We start from the raw sequence: 22,865 nt of genomic DNA, 5'->3' as shown, positions 1-22,865 counted from the left end.
GTCAAATAGATTTCACCTCCATAAAAAGTCCTTTTAAAGGCATTCTAACAAAGATCTAATATGAAATATTTTTTAAATATATTTTTGCTATTACTCAAATTTCCTGACAAGCCTATTTTTTTTGTATTTGGAAAGCAATGTCTGTAGTTCTTTTGGAACAGCAGTCCCGCCCTTTACTTTAATCTTTTTGGCACATTACTGCATCAATTGCCGTCATTGCGAGAAGGAATGAAGAAGCAATCTCTTAACTAGAGCTACAAAAAGTATTTCCATTTCGGTCGGGTTTAGAAAATGGGGTAACTACAAGTAACAAATAAGCCGGCCCCAATCCTCATTAATAATTAGGACAAATACTCTATAAAAATAATGACGGGAGTTTACCTTTAAATTTAGGCATATTGCAATTCCCCTCTGCAAGAGGGGTGCCCGCAGGGCGGGGTGTTGAATAAATTAATTGAAAATCCACCCCCAACCTCCAGAACTGTCGGGATAAACACTATTTGAGAATAAGGAGGAAGTTTTCCCTCTAATGTTACTACTCACACACATAAATAAAATCTAGCGCAAAACTTTATCTTAGATTATGATTTATCGTGAAGCCAAAACAACCGACATCCCGCAAATTCAAATCGTTAGACATGCTGTTAAAGAAAACACCTTATCCAACCCGGCACTTGTAACGGATGCCGATTGTGAAGAATTTATTACTGTACGTGGCAAAGGATGGGTTTGTGAAATTGATAATGAAATTGTTGGCTTCTCTGTTGTCGATTTGAAAGAAAATAACATTTGGGCACTTTTCTTAAGACCGGAGTTTGAAGGAAAAGGCATTGGAAAAGAATTACATAGGCTTATGGTAGATTGGTACTTCAATCAAACAAAAAAAACAGTTTGGTTAGGAACGGCACCAGATACCAGAGCACAAAAGTTTTACGAATTACAGGGCTGGAAAAATGTTGGAATGGTTGACAAAGGCGAAGTAAAATTTGAAATGTGTTATAATGATTGGGTAAAATAACATAATTCGTCATTGCGAGGCACGAAGCAATCTTTTACAATAGAGTTGCTTACCCGAACTGTCGTTTAAAACCGTAATTCGCAATGACGACCGCTTTTTCTTGCTCAGAATTAAGTTAAATAGCCCCGACAAAGCGGAAAGCCCACAATGTAGCGCAGGCGGAATGAGGACTTGAAGCGGCGGCGGGACTGCTGTAAGCCAAAAGACACAGGTTTTGCGCTTCAAAATATATTAATATTCAAAGCACAAAGCAATTCTTGTTTATAGATTGCTTCGTGCCTCGCAATGACGGGTTTTTAACTACCCCTTAAAATTCTTCATAAAATCACTTACACTTTCTTCAATATTTCCACTTTCAATTGCCTTAACGAAAGCAGTTCCAATAATAGCACCGTTTGCATACGAACAAGCTTTATCAAAGGTTAGCTTATCACTAATACCAAAGCCAATCATTGTTGGATTTTTAAGATTCATGCTTTTAATGCGGCTGAAATAATTTTCTGTAGTATCGCCAACTTCCAGGTTTTTACCTGTGGTTGCAGATGATGAAAGCAGATAAATAAATCCGTTAGTTAAGCCATCAATTTTATGGATACGCTCCTCAGCTGTTTGAGGTGTAATTAAAAACACATTGCTCAAATTATGTTCCTCGAAGCAAGTCTGGTAAAACTCTTCATATTCTACCATCGGCAAATCAGGCACGATACAGCCATCTACACCTACTTCTGCACAAGCTTTACAAAAATTCTCTACCCCAAATTGCAAAACCGGATTAACATAACCCATCAATAAAACCGGAATGGTTACATTCTTTCTTAAATCTTTCAATTGCTCAAAAAGCAATTTTAAATTCATGCCCTGGTCTAATGATTTTTTACTACTTGCCTGTATAACCGGACCATCAGCAACCGGATCGGAATACGGGAAACCAATCTCCAGCATATCTGCACCAGATTTTTGTAAAGCTTCAGCAATTTGAATGGTATCGTCTAAATTTGGATAACCAGCTGTATAATAAATTGATAATATATTTTTCTTCTTTGCGAAGAGTTCTTTGATTCTGTTCATACCCTTAATCTTTCCCTCATTGCGAGGTACGGTTTATCCAGGAGAGTCGGGATAAACCGTGCCTCGCAACGACGACTTATCTCTATAAATTAAAATATTTAATGTAAGTATCTAAATCTTTGTCTCCCCTGCCGGATAAACAAATCACGACATTTTCGCCGCCTTTAAATTCCATTTTTTCCAGATAAGCCAATGCATGTGCGCTTTCAATCGCCGGAATTATGCCTTCTAATTGGGTGAGCAATAAACCCGCATCAAGGCTTTCCTCATCTGTAATAGATACATACTTTCCGCGTCCGGTTTTAAATAAATGTGCATGTTGCGGACCAATACCAGGATAATCTAAACCAGCTGAAACCGAATGTGGTTCAACGACCTGTCCATCTTCTGTTTGCATCAAAATACTTCGGCTTCCGTGTAAAACACCTTCCTTACCCAAATAAGTTGTTGCAGCAGAAAAACCACTCGATACGCCTTTACCTGCAGCTTCAACCGCAATCAGTTTAACATCTTCATCATCCATAAAATGATAAAACATGCCCATTGCATTACTGCCACCACCTACGCAAGCCAACACATAATCTGGTTGGTCGTTTCCGGTTTGTTCTATCAACTGTTTTTTAGTTTCTTCTGAAATGATGGATTGAAAAATAGCAACCATATCGGGGTAAGGGTGCGGACCAACAACTGAACCAATGATGTAATGCGTATCAACCGGGTTATTAATCCAATCACGCATGGCTTCATTTGTAGCATCTTTTAAAGTTTTACTACCAGAACTTGCCGGCACAACCTTTGCACCCAGCATTTTCATGCGGGCAACATTCGGAGCCTGACGCTCAATATCAACCTCGCCCATGTAGATTACGCATTCAAGATTACGCAAAGCACAAACGGTAGCTGTGGCCACGCCATGTTGTCCGGCGCCTGTTTCTGCAATAATTCTCTTTTTACCCAACTTTTCGGCCAGTAAAATCTGACCAATGGTATTGTTAATTTTATGTGCTCCGGTATGATTTAAGTCTTCTCTTTTCAGGAAGATATTTGCACCATACTTTTCAGATAGCCGATTCGCTAAATACAAAGGCGAAGGGCGACCTACATAATCTTTTAACAGCTGATGAAATTCTTTCTGAAAGTCAGCATCATCAATAATCTTCAAATAATTCTGACGCAGTTCTTCTACATTTGGATAAAGCATCTCTGGGATGTATGCTCCTCCAAAATCTCCGTAGTATCCTTTTTCGTTTACTTTGTATTTCATATCCTTAATCAATATTCCGTCGGCAGAAACCAACGGCAATGAATTCTATTCTATTTATTGCCCATGATTGAAATCTTGGGTTATTTTTCAACTTCAAAATTTGTCATTCCATCTAACTAAACCTTAACTATCAAAAGAGAAGAGCCCGTTCGGTTAGGAGAAATACCTAAACTCCTCCCCCTGCCCCCTCCAAAGGGGGATAACATCATGCAGAAACTAATTTTCGAGCTTTGCGAAAAAAGCCTCAATCTTTTCTGCATACTTAAAACCCGGTTCAGTCTCAAACCTGCTGTTTATGTCTAGAGCAAATAATCTTGAATCGTCTATTTCAACTATTTGCGAAACGTGTTCCATATCAATACCACCACTTAAAAAGTAAGGCTTATCTAATTTATAGTTAGCCAATATCTTCCAGTCGAAGGTTTTTCCGGAACCACCATGCACTTTTGTTTTAGTATCGAACAGAAAATAATCAACCTGATCTACATAAGTATTTAGTGTGTTAAAATCAAAATCCTCATCAATGCCAAAGGCTTTTATAATTTCTAAACCGTTAAAACTGTCTTTTAGTTCTTGGCAATATTCAGGAGTTTCGGCTCCATGCAATTGAACAGCTTTTAACTGATGTAATTTTACCTTTTGCTTAACCGTTTCTAAATCTTCATTTACAAATACGCCAACCGTTTTAATTTCTGATGGAATATATTTTATCAGTTCTGCCGAAACATCATTTATAAAACGTGGCGACTTATCGTAAAATATAAACCCCAAATAATCTGGTTGCAAAGCCGCAACCGCAGCAATGTTCGCCGCGAACTTCATTCCGCAAACCTTAAGTTTCAAACCACTCATTAGGCTACAAGTTTTTTAAAGCTTTCTAAAGCCTTTTTACTAACTAAAGCTTCTTCAGCTTCGTAAAAACAATCGGCAAATGAGGCTGCTGGTTTTATGGTTTTAATCGCTAATGCCGAGTTACAAAGCACAACATTGTTTTGCACGTCTGTAGCCCCACCATTAAGTACATCCATAAATATTTTTGCCGACGATTCTATGGTATCACCACCTTTTATATCACTTGTAGAAACCTTTTCAAAACCCATATCGTCCAAGGTTAAAATGCTTTCTCCTTTATTGTTGAATGTTTTCACATCACAGGTTAAGGAGATTTCATCATAACCTTCAAGCGCATGCACAATGGTATAACTTTTTGTTGTATCCTGGTATAAATAGTTGTATAAACGAGCCAATTCTAAACTAAAAACACCAACCATCTGGTATTTAGGTTGCGATGGATTAACCATAGGGCCTAACATATTAAAAAAGGTTTTTATACCTAAATCTTTACGAATTGGTGCTACAATTTTCATTGCCGGATTAAACAATGGCGCATGCAAAAAGCAAATTCCTGCATCATCAAGATTACGTTTTAAAATACTTTGGTCGTTTGTAAAAGTATAACCTAAATATTCCATAACATTTGATGAACCACAACCCGAAGAAACGCCGTAGTTACCATGTTTAGCCACTTTATGACCGGCGCCGGCAACCACAAAAGAAGATAGCGTAGAAATATTAAAAGTATCTTTTCCATCACCTCCGGTTCCGCAAAGGTCGATTAATTCGAAATCAGAAAAGTCTGTTTTTATCCCTAAATCAAGCATAGCATCGCGAAAACCCTGCAACTCATCAACCGTAATATTGCGCATGGCATAAGCCGTAATAAATGCGGCAATTTGCGATGAATTGAATTCGCCCTGCGTAATAGATATCAGGATATTTTTTGCCTCTTCCCTACTAAAGCTCTTATTTTCAAATAAATGATTTAATATTTTTTTCATGTTTATGCTTTCCTTTTCCGTCATTCTGAACTGTTTCAGAATCTATTCTATCAGATGCTGAAATAAATTCAGCATGACTATAGCCCATAAAAAAAGGATTGCTTTTTGGGCAATCCTTTTCATCGTTTATAAAATATTTTAAAATATATAACAACAGAATTTGCCTAACGAATATCGTTATGCCACCACCAATTGTTATTTAAGTTTTTAATTATCATGTTTGTAAAAACAAATATTGATATAATTTTTATAAATCCAAAATCTTTCTAAAATATATGGCCTTTTTCAAAAGAAAAGTTCAGTTTAATGACGATTTAGGTTTCGGCTCTGTTCCCGTTATCAAAAATCAACGCGTTTTAAATACAGATGGTTCTCCAAATATTGAACGTACAGGCTTGCCCTGGTTCAAATTTGATGATACTTACACCCGCCTGGTTACCATGAGTTGGACCAGATTTTTCATAGTGATTTTAACCGCCTATCTTATTGTTAACACGATTTTTGCCATTGCTTACAATTTAATAGGCATTGAAAATTTAAATGGTGCAAAAGGCTTAACCCTGCGAGACCAGTTTTTTGATGCTTTCTTTTTCTCTGCTCAAACCATTTCTACCGTTGGTTACGGACATATATCGCCGCAAGGTTTTATAACAAGTGTTTTAGCCGCTTTTGAAAGTATGTTGGGCTTACTTGCCTTTGCATTGGCTACAGGTTTACTTTATGGTCGTTTCAGCAGACCAACATCAAAAGTATCATTTAGCAAAAAGATGGTTGTTGCGCCTTATCAAAACCATACCGGTTTAATGTGCCGTTTGGTAAATCTTCGAAAAAATTCTTTAATTGATGTTGAAGCGCAGATGTACATGACCTTTAACGAAACGGTTGATGGTAAACTAAAACGCAGTTTTTATCCGCTTGAATTGGAGCGAAGTAAAATAAGCATGCTCTCTTTAAACTGGACATTGGTTCATCCGATTAATGAAGATAGCCCCATTTTTGAGAAAAGCCTTGCAGAGCTAAGCAATGCCGAGGTAGAAATTTTTGTAGTTTTAAAAGCGTTTGATGATACTTTTGCCCAAACCATTCATAGCCGTACAAGCTATCAGGATGAAGATATTGAGTGGAATGCGAAGTTTAAAATTATGCATTACCATAATGAAGACGGCAAAATGGTTATGGATTATAGCCTGTTTGATAAAACAGAGAATATGATTGCTGATTGAAAAGCGATTTATTTCAATCCTATAAGGTTTTGAAAACCTTATAGGATTAATTAAACTTATTAAGAAAACCTACAATCTCTTGATACAGATCATTTCCACCAAATATCATCTGACTAATCATCGGTACATGACTTTTACCTTTTATTTCTTTCATCTCTGCAGGAACATTGTTTGCTTTTAATATTTCGTACAAACGCGGTGTTTGTAATTTTATCGCCGGATAGGTTTTAGCACCGTAAAAAAGTAAGTGTGGATTGTGAATATTTTTGGTGTAATTTAATGGCGATGCCGATTTCCAAACCGATTGTTTATCGGTAAAAGTTCTTAAAAAATCATAGTAATAATGGTCTTTTTCTGCTGATGTTAAGTATTCAAAAATATCCAGACCAAAAGGGTCATTTAATATCATGCCTTTAATTGGATTTTTAATCCCAACCTGCTGAAAATATTTTGGATCAGCATTAATTAACTCGCCTAAATGCGCACCGGCAGAATGCCCCATCACATAAATTTTATCGCCACTGGCTTGATAGTCCGCAATATTTTTTTGTACCCATTTTACGGCCAAAGCACAATCGCCAGCCATTTTTTCGTATTGCGCTGCTGGCGCTAATGGATAATTTATAATTACGGTAACAATGCCTTTTCTTGCAAAATTTCTGCCTAGCCACCAATACGTTTCCTTTTTGCCACTACTCCATGAACCGCCATGTATAAAAACTAAAACAGGCTTATTTTTCACATCGTCATTTTTGTAGAAGATGTTAAGTGTATTACTTTCGTCAGAGTTATTAGCATAGCTAATGTTTTTTACTGTTTTTACCTGAGCGGATGATATTAGGGTTTGAAATAAGAGCATTATAAATAACAATTTCTTGAGCATATTGAAGCTTTTCCTTTTTTGAACAGTAAATTAACGAAATTGTTGGTCAATCAGATTTTCTTTACGTTTTAGGGATAAAAAAAGATGCCTGCTCTTTTACAAACAGGCATCTCAAAAAATGTTATGATTTAAATAACTATGATAAATGTTGAGGCAAATCTTCAACACGCTCGCAGCCCAGCTGGTCCATCACTTGTTTCAGTTGCGTTTTCAGCATACCTATTGTGTGGTTTCCACCTTCACTACCTAAAGCGCCAACACCATACATAAAGCTTCTACCTAGAAACGTAAAATCTGCACCGGCAGCAATACTTCTGGCAATATCAGGACCAGAGCGAACTCCACTATCCATCATCACCGTCAGCTTATCTTTAAACTTAGGTGCAATCTGAATTAGAGGTTTAATGGCTGATTGACCCGCATCGAGCTGTCTGCCACCATGGTTTGAAACAATAATTCCATCAAGCCCTAAATTTACGGCCATTTGTGCATCTTCTTCGGTTGCAACACCCTTTAAAACTAATTTACCTTTCCATTTATCTCTAATGGATGAAATTCTGTCGGTATTTAATCGACCAGAAAAGGTACGATTCATATATAAACCAAGCTGCTTCATATTTAAACCTTTCGGCATATAAGGTTTCATGGTTTCAAAAGCCGGCTGACCATGGAATAGTGTTCTTAATGCCCATTCTGGCCTGCCCATGATTTGAAGCATATTTCTTACCGACATTTTTGGCGGCATTGCCAATCCATTGCGAATATCTCTTGGTCTGAAACCAAAACTCGGTACATCACAAAGAATAACCAGAACTTTGCAACCAGAAGCTTCTGCCCTGTTTATAATATCGTCTTTAATTAGTTCTTCTGCCGGATGATAGAGTTGATACCATGCATTTCCTTCGGTGATTTCTAAAATTCTTTCTATTGATGAGGTACTTACCGTACTCAGAATAAAAGGAACATTATGCTCAAAAGCTGCTTTAGCTAATATTTCGGGTGCATTTGGCCAAATTAATCCTTGTAAGCCTACAGGTGCGATGCCAAAAGGTGCATCATAAGTATGCCCGAATAAATTTGTTTTTAATGATGCTTCTTTAAAATCTCTGATGTAAAAAGGCAAAAGTTCTAAAGCTCTGATGTCATCAGTATTACGAAAAAGGTTTACATCTTCGTTACAGCCTCCATCAAGATATTCAAAAGCAAACCTTGGGATTTTAGATTTTGCTTTGTTTCTTAAATCATCAATAGATGGATAATCTGCATTATATTTCCAGCTCATTTGTATTTATATTTTAGAATTGCATGCTGCGTTGTATGGCAGAATAATATTTTAATTGAATGATATCACTTGGTGGCGGATTTGAATTCCAGGAATCGTGAATGGCCAATGCTGTACCAATGGCAGTTGCCTGAGATACAGATGAAGCATAAACTTCAATATCTGGAATAGAAGTTGCAAGCAAGTGCATGTAAATGGCATTTTTACCGAAACCGCCATCAACAAAAATTCTTTTTACGCCTGAGTTTAGTACAAGTTTTAAAGAATAAAGCTGTTGTTTAACCAGGTCGAATATTAATTGATGATAAGCTTCTTCGGCCGTTTGGAAAAGATTTAAATCACGTTCAGCAAAGGCTGACTTTTCAGAAAACGCTGTTTGAGGTATTTGATTTTCAGGAACCTTATTTGCCAGTTTTAAAATCATACCCGGATTAAATTGTAGGTGCTTAAATAAATAAGCGGCTCGGTCGAAATGTTCGGCAATTCTTTTCAGTTGTACTTCATGTTCGTAACCGGCAAAAATACGCGAAGCCTTTACTGCCTTGCCTTTAAAATGCATGTAACAAAGGCAATCCTGTTTCAATTCCTCTTCTGTTAAAACTTCCTGATTAAATGGATTTAAACTAATGCACCAGGTTCCGGTAGAAAGTAGAATAAAGGGCACCGAAAAATTTGCCAAATATGGAATTAAGGCTGCCGAACTATCGTGCAAACCAACACCAACCTTAACATCAAGACTTTCAAATTTGGCATCAAGAACAGCATCCGCAGCTGTAAAAGTACCAAATTTTTCTTCTAAACCTTCTTCAAAAACCCATTGGTGGTATTCATTTTTAGCAAAATCCCACAGATGGGTATGGCAACCAATACTGGTAATATCTGCAACTGCTTGTTTTGAGATTAGATAACTTAAATACTGAGGTAAATGAAGCGCATACTTTATTTTAGCAAATACCTCTGGTTTTTCCTTTTTCAGGCGATACAGTTGCAATCCCGAATTTAAACTTCCTAAAATCGGGGAAGCGGTTTCTAATGAAATTTTTGCCTCACCGCCATATTTGGCATAAAACTCTTGCTTTAAAGCTTCAGGATATTCTTTTAGATAATTGTAAAGTGGAGTTAAAGGCTCTCCATTTTCATCCAGGTAAACAAAACTTGCTCCATAAGATGAAAAGTTAATCGCTTTAATATCGTATTCCTTTAATTGCATAACCTGATTTAGCGAATCAAATACCGACGAACGCAGACTTTCAAGATTTTCGCAAACCTCTCCATCTTCATCTTTTGTTTCTACAAAACGAGCCGAACGCTCATAAACGATGTTATATTTTTCATCGATTAGAAACAATTTTTTATTGGTTTTTCCTACATCAAATATGGCTGCAACAGTTTTTGGCATTTTTTATTCTCCTCTTATAAACCTGTTGCCACCGTTCCTAAACCACGATGTTTAACTAAATTTTCTCTAACTTTTAGGTCGCGATATAAACCAATTGGCGATAGCGCTGCATTGGTTCTCAACCTTGCTTCGGCAACCAAAGCCCTTAAATCGCTACGGAAAGTATGCTGAAGAATTTCCTGCGCAGCAGCAACATCGTTGTTATCTTGCGCAGCATTCAGGCTTTTTCTATCCACCAACAATGCCTGTGCGTAGGCAATCGTAATGGCTTCAACAGATTGCAATAAATCTTCCAGAGGATCTTTAACGTTATGCGAAGCATCAATCATCCATCCTAAATCTTTTGCATGATTCATTCCCTTCGCATCCATACCTTCAACCAGTTCGTTAAAAATTAAGAACAATTGATATGGTTTAATGCTTCCTGCAGTTAAATCGTCATCACCATATTTCGAATCATTAAAGTGGAAACCACCCAACTTGCCTTCCATTAAAAGTAAAGCAACAATTTGCTCAATATTTGCATTGGGTAAATGGTGCCCTAAATCGACTAAAGTATATGCTTTATTGCCTAATTTGTTAGCGTAAAGTAACGATTGACCCCAATCTCCAACAGTTGTTGAATAAAAATTAGGCTCGAAAGCTTTATATTCAACAAACATTTTCCAATCATCTGGCAAAGCCGAATAAATTTCTTCTAAACTTTCGAGGGTATTTTCGAATGCCTTACGAAAATTGAGCTGACCAGGAAAGCAAGAACCATCTGCAAGCCAAACCGTTAAAGCATTTGAACCTAATGCAACGCCCTGCTTAATTACTTCAATATTATGTTCAATTGCCTGTTTACGAACAGCCTTGTTTACATTTTGAAGTGAACCAAATTTGTAACTATGCGCACTTCCGGCCTGGTCTTGAAAGGTGTTCGAATTCATTGCATCGAAAGTTAAGCCATAGCTACTTGCAAGGCTTTTTAATGCCTCTGCATTTTGAGGAATATCCCAGGGTATGTGTAAAGATATTGCGCCACTTGCACCATTTAAGGCATGTAGCAAACCAACATCTTCAATCTTTTCTTCTATTGTTCTTGGCTCACCGCCCGTTATTGCGAAACGACCAAAACGAGTTCCACCGGTACCTAATGCCCAACTCGGTATGGCAATTTGAAAATCGACCAATTTCTGGATGACGCTTTCTAAATCAACATGACTCCATTCTTCTTTTAAAAAATTAAGCTTACGCTGATGCGAGGTTAAAAGGGCATCATTGTGTTTTTCTATATGGTTCTGCTCAATATTCATTATTTATTCGGTTATACAGTTTTAAAAAACTGAGGTTAGGTTAATGTATTATTTTATTTCACCCGTGGTGAAAATTAATCATTTTAAAAGTTATTTCGGCCCGCAATGAGCTACGGGCACTTGAAACAACTTACTAAAACTAAATTTAAAGAACTTTATCAGTCTGTGATGACACAAGCCGATTATATTTTCCATGTTTTGGTCTGTGAAGACACAGACCAAGGCTAATGGCTTATAATCTATCTTACAAATGCCATAGCAACACCGCCATCAACATTTAAAACGTTTCCTGTTGATTTATGCAATAAGCCACCAACAAAAGCGAAACATGCATTTGCAATATCATCAGGCAAAATAATTTGATTTAACAAAGTACGTTTTGCATAATAAGCGGGCAATTCAGCAACAGTTATACCATAAGCTTTTGCACGGCCTTCAGCCCAGCCGCCTGCCCAAATGTTACTATCACTAATTACAGCATCAGGATTTACCACATTAACACGGATGTTATCTGCACCAAGTTCTGCTGCATTTAATCTGCTTAAATGAAGTTGTGCAGCTTTAGCACTTCCGTAACCTGCATTATTCGGTCCGCTAACCAATGCGTTTTTACTAACAATGTTAATGATATCGCCACCAATTGCCTGTTTTTGCATGGTGTTTGTAGCCGCCTGCGTTATAAAGAACTGGCCTTTAACTAAAACATCATAAAGCAAATCCCAGTCTTTTTCGGTATGGTCGGCAATGGTTTTTGAAATGGATAAACCTGCATTGTTTACAATAATATCTACACCACCAAAAGCCAATGCTGCAGCATCAAAAGCAGCTTTAATATCCTCTTCGCTGGTTACATTTAAAATCGCTGTTGCGTAAGAGTCTTTACCAAACTGCGCTTTAAACTCCTCTCCGGCTGCTTCCAAACGTTCGGCGTTCATGTCGTTTAAAATCACTACACCACCTTCAGCAACAAACTTTTTCGCGATAGCTTTACCAATACCACCTGCACTACCTGTAATTAAGGCAATTTTACCGGTTAACGGTTTTGGTTTCGGCATACGCTGAAGTTTTGCTTCTTCCAGCAACCAGTATTCTATGTTGAAAGCTTCTTGATGTGGTAACGAAGTGTATTCAGAAACCGCTTCCGCACCTTTCATTACGTTAATTGCATTGGTGTAAAATTCGGCAGCAACGCGGGCGGTTTGTTTATCTTTCGAAAAAGTAAACATGCCAATACCTGGATATAAAATTACGACCGGATTGGTATCACGAATCGCCGGACTATTTGAATGCTTGCAGTTTTCATAATAATCGGTATACATTTTTCTATAAGCCTCAAAAGCAGGCTCCAAAGTTTCTTTTAAAGCTTTTGTATCCGATAAATCTGCATCAGGTGCTAAAGTTAAAACCAAAGGACTGATTTTAGTTCTTAAAAAGTGATCCGGACAACTTGTACCCATTGGCGCAAGTCGGGATAAATCATTGGAATTTATAAATTCCAATACCCGAACATCATCAGTAAAATGACCAATCATGTATTGTTTAGAAGAACATAAACCACGTAAAATCGGTGCTAAAGTTGCAGCTTGTTTCTTGCGCTTATCGGCCTCAGCACTAGCCATTTTCTGTCCGCCAAAGACCGGAGCTTTTTTGCCGTAGTTTTCTTCAAGATAAGCTGAGCAAATTTCGATAACATCTAAAGTATTTACATAACTTTCGTAAGCGGTATCGCCCCAGGTAAATAAACCATGAGAACCCAACATAATACCACGAATGCCCGGATTTTCGTCTAAACATTTTTTCAATGTTAAGCCTAACTCAAATCCTGGTTTTTTCCACTCTACCCAACCAATTGTGCCCCCAAATAATTCTTCAGTAATTTTTTTACCATCTTTTGCAGCAGCAATTGCAATTGCAGCATCCGGATGTAAGTGGTCGATATGTGCAAATGGTAAAAAACCATGTAAAGGTGTATCGATAGATGGCGCTTTTGAGCTTAAATCGAAGATACAGTGATTAAACAATTCCACCATTTCATCTTCATGTTCTACTCCACGGTAAATATTTTTTAAGCTTCTTAATCTATCCACATAAAGGGCCGCTAAACCACTTTTTTTAAGTGTTCCTAAATCTCCACCAGAGCCTTTAACCCACATTACTTCAGTTTCCGAACCTGTTAGTGGGTCTTTTTCTAACAACTTGCAGGAAGTATTTCCGCCGCCATAATTGGTCAAACGTAAATCGGCACCTAATAAGTTTGAACGATAAATAAGCAATGCAACTTCATCTCCAGCCAGTTTAGCGGCTTCTTCCTCGTTCCATAAGTAACTAACGTGTTTATAATTTTTAGTATCTACTGACATTGTAGTATATATTTATTTTTAAATTTTATGCTTTAATTGAATTACCATAGCCAACAATCAGAACGGATATAATAATGGTTAAAATGCCGGCAAGGATAGTCATCATCGTTTTCTTCGATACACCTTTCCATTCCTTTAATATTAAGCCCCAAACGTTGGCAATTAATATGATAAAGGCCATGTGTAATATCCATGAGCTGGCGCCATTACCCATTTTACTTTCGCCCATACCGTAAAAAAAGAATTGTAAAAACCAGGTTGTTCCGGCTAATGCCGAAAAAATATAATTTTTTAATAGTGGCGTACTTGCTTTGGTATAATCGCCAAAAGTTTTATTTCTGGCATTTAAAATCATACACCATATAAAGTTAGTTGTTAAGCCACCCCAAAGCACAACCACATACGTTACATTATTTTGGAAGAGAAAATTTCCTGTTTCTGATGGATTTGCGGCTTTCCAGATTTCATTTGCTGCATCAGCCATTGGTTTTCCGGCCTCAATACCAAAATTAAAGCAGGCACTTAAAACGCCAGACACAATTCCAACAAATAAACCCAAACCAAACTTAAATTCGGTTTTTACCTCCATACCATGCGGGTCTGTAACATCGGCTTTTATCTCTTTCTCTTTCATCATCCCGGCTTTGCCGCAAATAATAATACCAATAACACAAACTAGCAAACCCAGAAGAACCATTCTTCCCCAATCTGTATGGATAAACATGCTGAAAGTATCTTTACCTTCCTGAGGGAAAAAATCGAAATAAATTGATGGTAAAATTGAGCCGAGCACCATACAAAGGCCCAGAATGATGCTACTACCTAACGAAACGCCTAAATACCGAACGCCCAAACCGTATGTTAAACCGCCAATTCCCCACAATATGCCGAAGAAATAAGTTAGCCATAAAATACTCCCGCTTGTGCTGGCAATAATGTCGGTAAAGTTTGGGATGGTTAAAAATGCTGCCAAAGGCGGAACAATTAACCACGAAAATATTCCGCCAACTATCCAATAACTTTCCCAGGCCCAGCCTTTAACTTTTTTATAAGGGATATAAAAACTGCCGGAGGCAAAACCGCCGATAAAATGGAATATTACACCTAAAATTGCTTGCATAAAACTGGTTTTATATTTGGTTTTCGAATGTATAGATAGATTCAAACTTAACTGTTATGTACTGTTATGGCAGTTACGATTAAATAAGAATGTGTTTGCTATATTTGGGAAATATAAGGCCGAAACCGTGAAATCTGAAGATTTATTAAGTCACATTATTATTGATGAATATTCTGCAACCCCAAAATATAAGCAGTTAGTTAATGCAATTTTGTATGCAATAGAAATCGGAAAAATTGAAAAAGGCAACCTTTTACCATCGATAAATGAGTTGAGTTTTGCTTTAGAAATATCGAGAGATACGGCCGAAAAAGGTTACAGAAGGCTGCGTAAATTAGGTGTAATTGAGTCGATTCCGGGAAAAGGCTATTTTGTAATTAACACAGATTTTTCTAGAAAACTTAAGATCTGCTTGCTTTTTAACAAGCTTAGCACGCACAAAAAAATCATTTACGATTCGTTTAGCAAAGCGATTGGTGAAAGTGCAGCAATAGATTTATACGTTTATAACAATGATTTTACACTTTTCAGAAGTTTACTAAATGCAAAAAAAGATGATTACACACATTATGTAATTATTCCACATTTTAACGAAGGCGATGAGAAGGCTCAAGATATTATTAATACAATCCCAAGGGAAAAATTAATAATTTTAGATAAGTTGCTGCCAGGAATTTCGGGTGATTACGCTGCAGTTTATGAAAATTTTGCACTTGATATTTACAATGCTTTAGAACAGGCGCTCACACCGCTTTCAAAATACAATACTTTAAAAATTATTTTCCCAAAGGGAAGTTATTTTCCCAGAGAAATATTAGATGGCTTTTACAGATTTTGTCAGCAATATGCATTTGAACCCAAGGTAGTAGATAAAATTGCTGATGAAGAAATTAATGCAGGCCAAGTTTATATAAGCTTGATGGAAGATGATTTGGTTTATCTTATCGAAAAGATTATTTCACAAAAACTGGAAGTAGGCCAGGATGTTGGGGTAATTTCTTACAATGAAACACCCTTGAAAAGAATCATATTGAATGGCATCACCACAATTTCTACTGATTTTGCCATGTTAGGCACCGAAACCGCGAATTGCATTTTAAATAATATTGTAGGTAAAGTTCAGGTTCCTTTTTATTTGAATTTGAGAAAGTCGTTATAGATTTTGTTGAGAAGCGTATAAGTTTTCCCGCAGATTTACGCTGATTTCTATAGCAAACTTAAAATGATTTTTTTCTTTTTTCCTTAGCCGTGAAAATCTGCGAACCTTATCTTTTTAAATCTGCGGGAGAATAATCACGTAAACCGTCCTTCGATTACGCAGATTTAGTCTGATTTCTATCGCAACTTAAAATGATTTTTTTCTTTTTTCCTCATCGGCGAAAATCTGCGAACCTTATCCTTTTTAATCTGCGGGAGAATAAGCCTCAAACACCTTCCATTACAGATGTTGAAATTTAACAATGTTAAAAACACATTAAAAATTTTTAATTGTAAATAAATAAACGTTAATTAGACATTTATTTATTGTTATGAGCACAGCAAACTATGTAATCGGTGTAGATTACGGGACAGATTCTGTCCGTTCGGTTTTGGTTGATACCGCCAACGGAAAGGAAATTTCTTCTTCCGTTTTTCTTTATCCAAGATGGCAGAAAGGTTTATATTGTAAACCATCACTTAACCAATTCAGACAACATCCTTTGGATTATATTGAAGGATTAACCCATACCATTAAAGATTGTATTTCGAAGGCGGGCGGAGATTCCATCGCTGCACTTGTTAAAGGAATATCTGTAGACACTACAGGTTCAAGCCCGGTTGCGGTAGATGAAACTGGTACTCCATTAGCTTTGAAGGCAGAATTTGCCGAAAATCCAAATGCAATGTTCGTGTTATGGAAAGACCATACATCGGTTAAAGAAGCTGCAGAAATTAACAATCACGCTAAAAAATTTGATGTTAACTACCTTAAATACGTTGGTGGTACTTATTCTTCAGAATGGTTTTGGGCAAAATTACTTCACATATTAAGAACCGATAAACAAATTAAAAACAGTACCGTTTCATGGGTTGAGCATTGCGATTGGATTCCATTTTTACTTTGCGGAAATACCGATGTAAAGGAAATGAAACGCAGTCGATGTGCTGCCGGGCATAAAGCTTTATGGGCTGAAGAATTTAATGGACTTCCGCCTGAAAATTTCTTTCAATCTTTAGATCCTGTACTTAAAGGTTTCCGCGATAAACTTTTTACAGATACTTATACATCAGATGTATCAGCTGGTAATTTAAGTGCCGAATGGGCTGAAAAATTGGGTTTAAGTACCAGTGTTGTAATAGGTGTAGGTGCTTTTGATGCGCACATGGGCGCTGTGGGAGGGCAAATTGAGCCTTATTACCTTAGCAAGGTTATGGGCACAAGTACCTGCGATATTCTCGTTGCACCTAACACAGATATGGAAGGCAAGTTAATTAACGGTATTTGCGGACAGGTTAACGGCTCCGTTATTCCGGGCATGGCAGGTTTAGAGGCAGGTCAATCGGCTTTTGGAGATGTTTATGCATGGTTTAAAAAACTGATTAGCTGGCCACTTGATAATTTATTAACCGAATCTAGCTTAATTGATGAGCAAACAGCAATTGCGTTAAAAGAAGAACTTGAACATAAAATTATAGCTACGCTAAGCAAACAAGCTGCAGAATTACCAAACGAAGATTACGCAGAGTTAGCAATTGATTGGCTAAACGGAAGAAGAACGCCAGATGCAAATCAGGAGTTAAAAGGTGCAATAACCGGCTTAGGTTTGGGTACAGATGCGCCAAGGTTTTTCAGAGCTTTAGCGGCCGCTACTTGTTTTGGTGCCAAAGCCATTGTAGAAAGATTTAAAGATGAAGGTGTTCCGGTTAAAGGCATTATTGGCATTGGTGGCGTTGCTAAAAAATCGCCTTATATTATGCAAATGATGGCTGACGTATTAGAAATGCCAATTCGTATACACCGTTTTGAGCATACTTGTGCATTAGGTGCGGCCATGTTTGCAGCGGTAGCGGCCGGCCTTTACCCTGATGTAGAAACTGCTATGAATGCAATGGGAACCGGATTTGAAAAAGAATATAAGCCAAATATCAAAACTCAAAAGCTTTACCGTCAGCACTATCAGCAATATTTAGGCTTAGGCAGATACCTCGAAAAATACAACAAGAAGGATATAAAACCATATATATCATGAGCAACTATCTAGATATAAAAGAGCAGGCCTATGCCGCAAATATGCAGTTGCCAAAATTAGGTTTGGTACTGTTTACTTTCGGAAATGTAAGCGCTGCTGATAGAAATAAAGGCGTTTTCGCCATAAAACCAAGCGGTGTTCCTTACGAAGATTTATCACCAGAAAAAATGGTGATTGTAGATTTTGATGGTAAAACAGTTGAAGGAAGTTTAAGACCATCATCTGACACCAAAACCCACGCAGTTTTATATAAACACTGGGAAGATGTTGGTGGAATTGTACATACACATTCTACCTACGGTACGGCTTGGGCACAGGCGCAAAAGGCAATTCCGATTTTTGGAACTACACATGCAGACCATTTAACAGTCGATATTCCATGTGCACCACCTATGGACGATGAAATGATTAAAGGTAATTACGAGTACGAAACCGGTTTCCAGATTATGAACCACTTTAAAAATTTGCGCTTAAGCCACAAAGAAGTAGAGATGATTCTGGTTGGCAACCACGCTCCTTTTACCTGGGGCAAAACTGCCGACAAAGCGGTTTACAACAGTGCCGTGTTGGAAGCGGTTGCTCAAATGGCTTTGCTTACGCAGCAAATCAACCACCAAGCACCAAAACTGAAAGATTCGCTTATTAAAAAGCATTACGACCGCAAACACGGAACTGATGCATATTATGGGCAAGAATAATTTTTTGTCATGCTGAGGCACGAAGCATCTGTTTTATAGGTTGCAGATACTTCGTTCCTCAGTATGACAGCAAATTCCTGGGTTGCGGCAAGTATAAAGATAAATTTGTCCTATTGGTTAGTCTTCTCACCCAACGAAAAAAACAAATGAAACAATAAAATAATTTGAAATGCAATTGCAGTAATACTTAGGGAAAAGCAGTCCCGCCATTTGCTACAATCTTTTTGTTACTGTCATCCTGAGCTTGTCGAAGGATCTACAAAAAGGATTTCCGCTACTGTCGGGTTTAGGGTTGAATGGTTAACCTAAATAAAATAACCAAATTGAAAAGATGAAATTAGAACCGTACTAAATCATCGCTCTTTAAAGACATGAAGCTTAAAGTTGTCAGTCTGAGCTTGTCGAAGCATTTAAATAAAGGTCTTCGACAAGCTCAGACTGACAGTTTTAGATGTCGGGTTTAAGGTTGAACGGTTTACCTAAGTAAAATAAACCTGATTGCAGTGAGCTCGAAAGCCGATTTTTCATCGGCTGAGTAAAACGGAAAGCCTGCCTACCGCAGGCAGGGCTATCGGAACCAATAAAACCGAAGCCTGCTTTTCAAAAAAAATAAAAATTATCTGTGGAAATACAAACCATAGAAGAGAAACAAAAAATAATATAACAGCAATGATTGATTTAAAAAAGTTACAAGTTTGGTTTATTACCGGTACGCAACATTTATATGGTGAGGAAACCTTAAAACAAGTTGCAGAACATGCAGAAGAAGTTGCAAAATCGTTAAGTGCAAATAAAGAAATTTCGGTAACAGTAGTTTACAAACCAATAGTTAAAACTACCGAAGAGATTTTTGAGACTTTGCAGCAAGCCAATATCGACGAAAATTGTATTGGTGTAGTTACCTGGATGCACACATTTTCGCCTGCAAAAATGTGGATTAGAGGTTTAAATGTTTTGCAAAAACCTTTGTTGCATTTACACACTCAGTTTAACCGCGATATTCCATGGAATACGATTGACATGGATTTTATGAACCTTAACCAAAGTGCGCATGGCGACAGAGAATTTGGGTTTATGGTATCGCGTATGCGTAAAGACCGTAAGGTTGTGGTTGGGCATTGGCAAGATGAAGATGTTGCCAAACAAATTGATGTTTGGGCAAGAGCTGCTGCTGGTTGGCACGATTGGCAAGGCGCAAAATTTGCTCGCTTTGGCGATAATATGCGTTATGTTGCGGTAACAGATGGCGATAAAGTAGAAGCTGAAATGAAATTTGGTTTTGCTGTTAATACTTATGGCATTGGCGATTTAGTAGCGGTTATTAATTCGATAAGTGAAGATGCAATTCAAAACTTATTGAAAGAATACGAGGAAACTTATGAAATGAGTGCTGACTTAAAAACTGGTGGCGAAAGACATGCTTCGGTTTATGAAGCAGCTAAAATTGAATTAGGTTTAAGAAAATTTTTAGAGGATGGAAATTTTAAAGGTTTTTCTGATACATTTGAAGACCTGCACGGTATGGTTCAATTACCAGGAATTGCTGCGCAAAGATTAATGGCCGATGGCTATGGCTTTGCAGGCGAAGGTGATTGGAAAACTGCCGCTTTGGTACGTGCCTGCAAAGTGATGGGTGCTGGTTTGCCAGGTGGTAATGCCTTTATGGAAGATTATACCTATCATTTCGACCCGGCAAATGCAATGGTTTTGGGTTCGCACATGTTAGAAGTTGATGCTTCTTTGGCAAAAGGAAAAGCAAGTTTAGAGGTTCATCCATTAGGTATTGGTGGTAAAGCAGACCCGGCTCGTTTGGTATTTAATGTTGGTAGCGGCGATGCTTTAAATGCATCATTAATTGATATGGGCAACCGTTTTCGTTTATTAGTTAACGAGGTTAAAGCCGTTGAAACTGAAAATGAGTTACCAAATTTACCTGTAGCTCGTGTATTGTGGAAACCGCTTCCGGATATGAAAACAGGTTGTGCGGCATGGATTTACGCAGGTGGAGCACACCATACGGCTTACAGTCAGAATTTAACAACCGAACATTTGGCAGATTTTGCTAATATTGCCGGATTAGAATACGTAAATATTGGTGCAGAAACCAAAATAAACCAATTCAGAAACGAGCTTCAGTGGAACGAAGTTTTTTATAAATAAACCAAATAACCAAAATAAACTAAATTATGAACAGATTTTCGACGGTTGATTACACCGTTTTTATCTTCTACTTCATCCTAATTTCTGCCTATGGCTATTGGATTTACAGTAGTAAGAAAAATAAAGCTACATCAGGGAGTCACGACTTCTTTCTTGCTGAGGGTTCGTTAACATGGTGGGCAATTGGCGCCTCGCTTATTGCATCAAACATTTCTGCAGAGCAATTTATTGGAATGAGCGGGCAAGGTTTCCAGGTGGGAATGGCTGTAGCTGCGTACGAATGGGTAGCTGCAATTGCCTTAATTATTGTGGCCGTTTGGTTTATTCCGGTATATCTGAAGAATAAAATTTATACCATGCCTCAGTTTCTGCAAACGAGGTATAATGAAACGGTAAGTTTAATAATGGCCATTTTCTGGTTGTTCTTGTACATTTTTGTAAACCTAACTTCTATATTATATTTAGGTTCTATTGCTATTAGTAGCATGGTAGATCCAATGTATTTTAAATACATCGTAGTTGGTTTAGCTGCCTTTTCGTTAATTATTACTTTAGGCGGAATGAAGGTAATTGGCTTTACAGATGTAATTCAAGTAGTTGTACTAATTGCCGGAGGTTTAGTTACCACATATATTGCGCTTACCATGGTGAGTGACCACTTTGGTTTAGGTAAAGATGCAATTGCAGGTTTTAAAATGTTGATGAAGGATTCTCCTGATCATTTTAAAATGATTTTAGATAAGCCAACAGCTAATTCATCTCAGGAATACGTTAATAAATACCTGGCTTTACCTGGTATCGCTATGTATTTTGCAGGTCAGTGGATTGTTAACCTTAACTATTGGGGTTGTAATCAATACATTACACAGAGAGCATTGGGTGCAGATTTAAAAACAGCCAGAACAGGTATTTTATTTGCAGGTTTCTTAAAATTAGGAATGCCGATTATTGTAATGTTACCGGGTATTGCAGCTTATGTTTTACACAGAAATGGGGCTCTACAACATGAAATGGCTCCAGATGGTAAAGTAATTGCAGATAATGCGTATTCTGCTGTATTAACTTTCTTGCCTAACGGATTAAAAGGTTTATCATTAGCAGCATTAACCGCAGCAATTGTTGCATCTTTAGCCGGTAAGGCAAATAGTATTTCAACTATCTGGACTTTAGATATTTATAAAAAATATATTAACAAAAATGCTGACGATAAAAAATTAGTTGTAGTTGGTAGATTAAGTATTTTCTTTGCAATATTATTATCTGTTGCGCTCACATGGGATGATTTGCTTGGCATTGGTGGTGAAGGTGGTTTCACTTTTATCCAGAAATATACCGGCTTTATTAGTCCGGGTGTTTTTGCCATGTTTATTTTGGGTATGTTTTGGAAACGTACAACAGGTACAGCGGCAATTGCAGGTTTAGTTACCGGATTTTTGCTTTCTGTAGTATTTAACAACTACGCACCAAGCTGGTTCGGACACGGGAATTTCTTGTATACCGCATATATAAACAAAGACGGCATTTATGAGATTCCATTTTTAATATGCATGGGTTTATCTTTCTTGTTTACCATGATTGTTATGGTTAGCTTAAGTTTATTAGGTCCGAAAGTAAATCCTAAAGCTTTTGAATTGGATAAATCGATGTTTAAAGTTGAACCATCTACATTGGTATTAATTGTAATTACTTTATTGTTGATTACATTGATATATGTAAAATTCTGGTAGACAGGATAATTATGATTACGAAAAAGGGCAGTTTCTTTATCAGAAATTGCCCTTTTTGTTTTTCCTTTGCTTGCTCATTCGTCATTGCGAGGCACGAAGCAATCCCATTATTGAATTTCGTTAAAGATAGCTTAGAGATTGCTTCGTGCCTCGCAATGACGTGGTGTTGATGTGCACTTCCCAAAATTCAGACCATTTAAAAGTAGAATTCTAGACCGAGCGCAGCGAGGCTATTAGAAAAACTATTAATTTTAATTGGCAATATGAAAAGAATCAAGTTTACGGAATCCCAGATTG

General features: G+C 37.3%; 17 protein-coding genes. 7 read left to right on the top strand and 10 right to left on the bottom strand.

Going from position 1 to position 22,865, the window contains the following annotated elements:
* The first annotated feature begins 583 nt into the window (after window positions 1-583).
* Window positions 584-1,018, top strand: a complete 435-nt coding sequence (locus LUA86_RS03830; protein WP_231459273.1) for a GNAT family N-acetyltransferase — start codon at window positions 584-586, stop codon at window positions 1,016-1,018.
* Window positions 1,019-1,318: 300 nt separating this feature from the next.
* On the opposite strand, the gene trpA is transcribed toward LUA86_RS03830, so the two are convergent.
* The 4 genes from trpA to trpD form a co-directional block, all read right to left on the bottom strand.
* Window positions 1,319-2,086 (bottom strand): tryptophan synthase subunit alpha, encoded by a 768-nt coding sequence (gene trpA, locus LUA86_RS03825; protein WP_231459272.1) that lies wholly within the window; start codon window positions 2,084-2,086, stop codon window positions 1,319-1,321.
* Window positions 2,087-2,168: 82 nt separating this feature from the next.
* On the bottom strand, window positions 2,169-3,350 hold the full coding sequence (trpB, locus tag LUA86_RS03820; RefSeq protein ID WP_231459271.1) for a tryptophan synthase subunit beta: 1,182 nt from the start codon (window positions 3,348-3,350) through the stop codon (window positions 2,169-2,171).
* A 216-nt stretch (window positions 3,351-3,566) separates the two neighbouring features.
* Window positions 3,567-4,202, bottom strand: a complete 636-nt coding sequence (locus LUA86_RS03815; RefSeq protein ID WP_231459270.1) for a phosphoribosylanthranilate isomerase — start codon at window positions 4,200-4,202, stop codon at window positions 3,567-3,569.
* On the bottom strand, window positions 4,202-5,188 hold the full coding sequence (gene trpD, locus LUA86_RS03810) for an anthranilate phosphoribosyltransferase (RefSeq protein WP_231459269.1): 987 nt from the start codon (window positions 5,186-5,188) through the stop codon (window positions 4,202-4,204). The genes LUA86_RS03815 and trpD overlap by 1 nt, the downstream gene beginning before the upstream one ends.
* Window positions 5,189-5,463: 275 nt before the next feature.
* Here trpD and LUA86_RS03805 point away from each other — a divergent pair, with 275 nt between their 5' ends.
* Window positions 5,464-6,411, top strand: coding sequence for an ion channel (locus LUA86_RS03805; RefSeq protein WP_231459268.1), 948 nt, complete (start codon window positions 5,464-5,466; stop codon window positions 6,409-6,411).
* 46 nt (window positions 6,412-6,457) lie between these two features.
* Here LUA86_RS03805 and LUA86_RS03800 read toward each other — a convergent pair whose 3' ends face one another.
* The 6 genes from LUA86_RS03800 to rhaT all read right to left on the bottom strand — a co-directional run bounded on the left by LUA86_RS03800 (window position 6,458) and on the right by rhaT (window position 14,753).
* Window positions 6,458-7,294, bottom strand: coding sequence for an alpha/beta hydrolase (locus tag LUA86_RS03800; RefSeq protein ID WP_231459267.1), 837 nt, complete (start codon window positions 7,292-7,294; stop codon window positions 6,458-6,460).
* Window positions 7,295-7,430: 136 nt separating this feature from the next.
* Window positions 7,431-8,576 (bottom strand): alpha-hydroxy acid oxidase, encoded by a 1,146-nt coding sequence (locus tag LUA86_RS03795; RefSeq protein WP_231459266.1) that lies wholly within the window; start codon window positions 8,574-8,576, stop codon window positions 7,431-7,433.
* A gap of 13 nt (window positions 8,577-8,589) precedes the next feature.
* Entirely contained in the window at window positions 8,590-9,975 is a 1,386-nt protein-coding gene (locus tag LUA86_RS03790) for an FGGY-family carbohydrate kinase (protein ID WP_231459265.1), read from the bottom strand.
* A 14-nt stretch (window positions 9,976-9,989) separates the two neighbouring features.
* On the bottom strand, window positions 9,990-11,273 hold the full coding sequence (locus LUA86_RS03785) for a sugar isomerase (RefSeq protein ID WP_231459264.1): 1,284 nt from the start codon (window positions 11,271-11,273) through the stop codon (window positions 9,990-9,992).
* Window positions 11,274-11,512: 239 nt separating this feature from the next.
* Window positions 11,513-13,633: a bifunctional aldolase/short-chain dehydrogenase gene (locus LUA86_RS03780; protein WP_231459263.1), complete on the bottom strand. Its 2,121-nt coding sequence runs from the start codon at window positions 13,631-13,633 to the stop codon at window positions 11,513-11,515.
* Between the two features lie 25 nt (window positions 13,634-13,658).
* Window positions 13,659-14,753 carry an L-rhamnose/proton symporter RhaT gene (gene rhaT / locus LUA86_RS03775; protein ID WP_231459262.1) on the bottom strand — a complete coding sequence of 365 codons (1,095 nt, stop codon included), beginning with the start codon at window positions 14,751-14,753 and terminating at the stop codon, window positions 13,659-13,661.
* Between the two features lie 127 nt (window positions 14,754-14,880).
* Here rhaT and LUA86_RS03770 point away from each other — a divergent pair, with 127 nt between their 5' ends.
* The 5 genes from LUA86_RS03770 to LUA86_RS03750 all read left to right on the top strand — a co-directional run bounded on the left by LUA86_RS03770 (window position 14,881) and on the right by LUA86_RS03750 (window position 22,568).
* On the top strand, window positions 14,881-15,912 hold the full coding sequence (locus LUA86_RS03770) for a winged helix-turn-helix domain-containing protein (protein ID WP_231459261.1): 1,032 nt from the start codon (window positions 14,881-14,883) through the stop codon (window positions 15,910-15,912).
* A gap of 370 nt (window positions 15,913-16,282) precedes the next feature.
* Window positions 16,283-17,983: a ribulokinase gene (locus tag LUA86_RS03765; protein WP_231459260.1), complete on the top strand. Its 1,701-nt coding sequence runs from the start codon at window positions 16,283-16,285 to the stop codon at window positions 17,981-17,983.
* The gene (locus tag LUA86_RS03760) at window positions 17,980-18,681 is read left to right on the top strand and encodes an L-ribulose-5-phosphate 4-epimerase (protein ID WP_231459259.1); all 702 of its coding nucleotides are present in this window, start codon (window positions 17,980-17,982) and stop codon (window positions 18,679-18,681) included. The genes LUA86_RS03765 and LUA86_RS03760 overlap by 4 nt, the downstream gene beginning before the upstream one ends.
* Window positions 18,682-19,350: 669 nt before the next feature.
* On the top strand, window positions 19,351-20,841 hold the full coding sequence (gene araA / locus LUA86_RS03755) for an L-arabinose isomerase (protein ID WP_231459258.1): 1,491 nt from the start codon (window positions 19,351-19,353) through the stop codon (window positions 20,839-20,841).
* A gap of 26 nt (window positions 20,842-20,867) precedes the next feature.
* Window positions 20,868-22,568, top strand: a complete 1,701-nt coding sequence (locus tag LUA86_RS03750) for a sodium/solute symporter (RefSeq protein WP_231459257.1) — start codon at window positions 20,868-20,870, stop codon at window positions 22,566-22,568.
* The last annotated feature ends 297 nt before the right edge of the window (window positions 22,569-22,865 follow it).

Source organism: Pedobacter sp. Leaf132 (genome assembly GCF_920984695.1).
Lineage (GTDB): Bacteria > Bacteroidota > Bacteroidia > Sphingobacteriales > Sphingobacteriaceae > Pedobacter.
The sequence above is the reverse complement of the archived record's forward strand: the minus strand, read 5'-3'. Positions and strand labels throughout refer to the sequence as shown.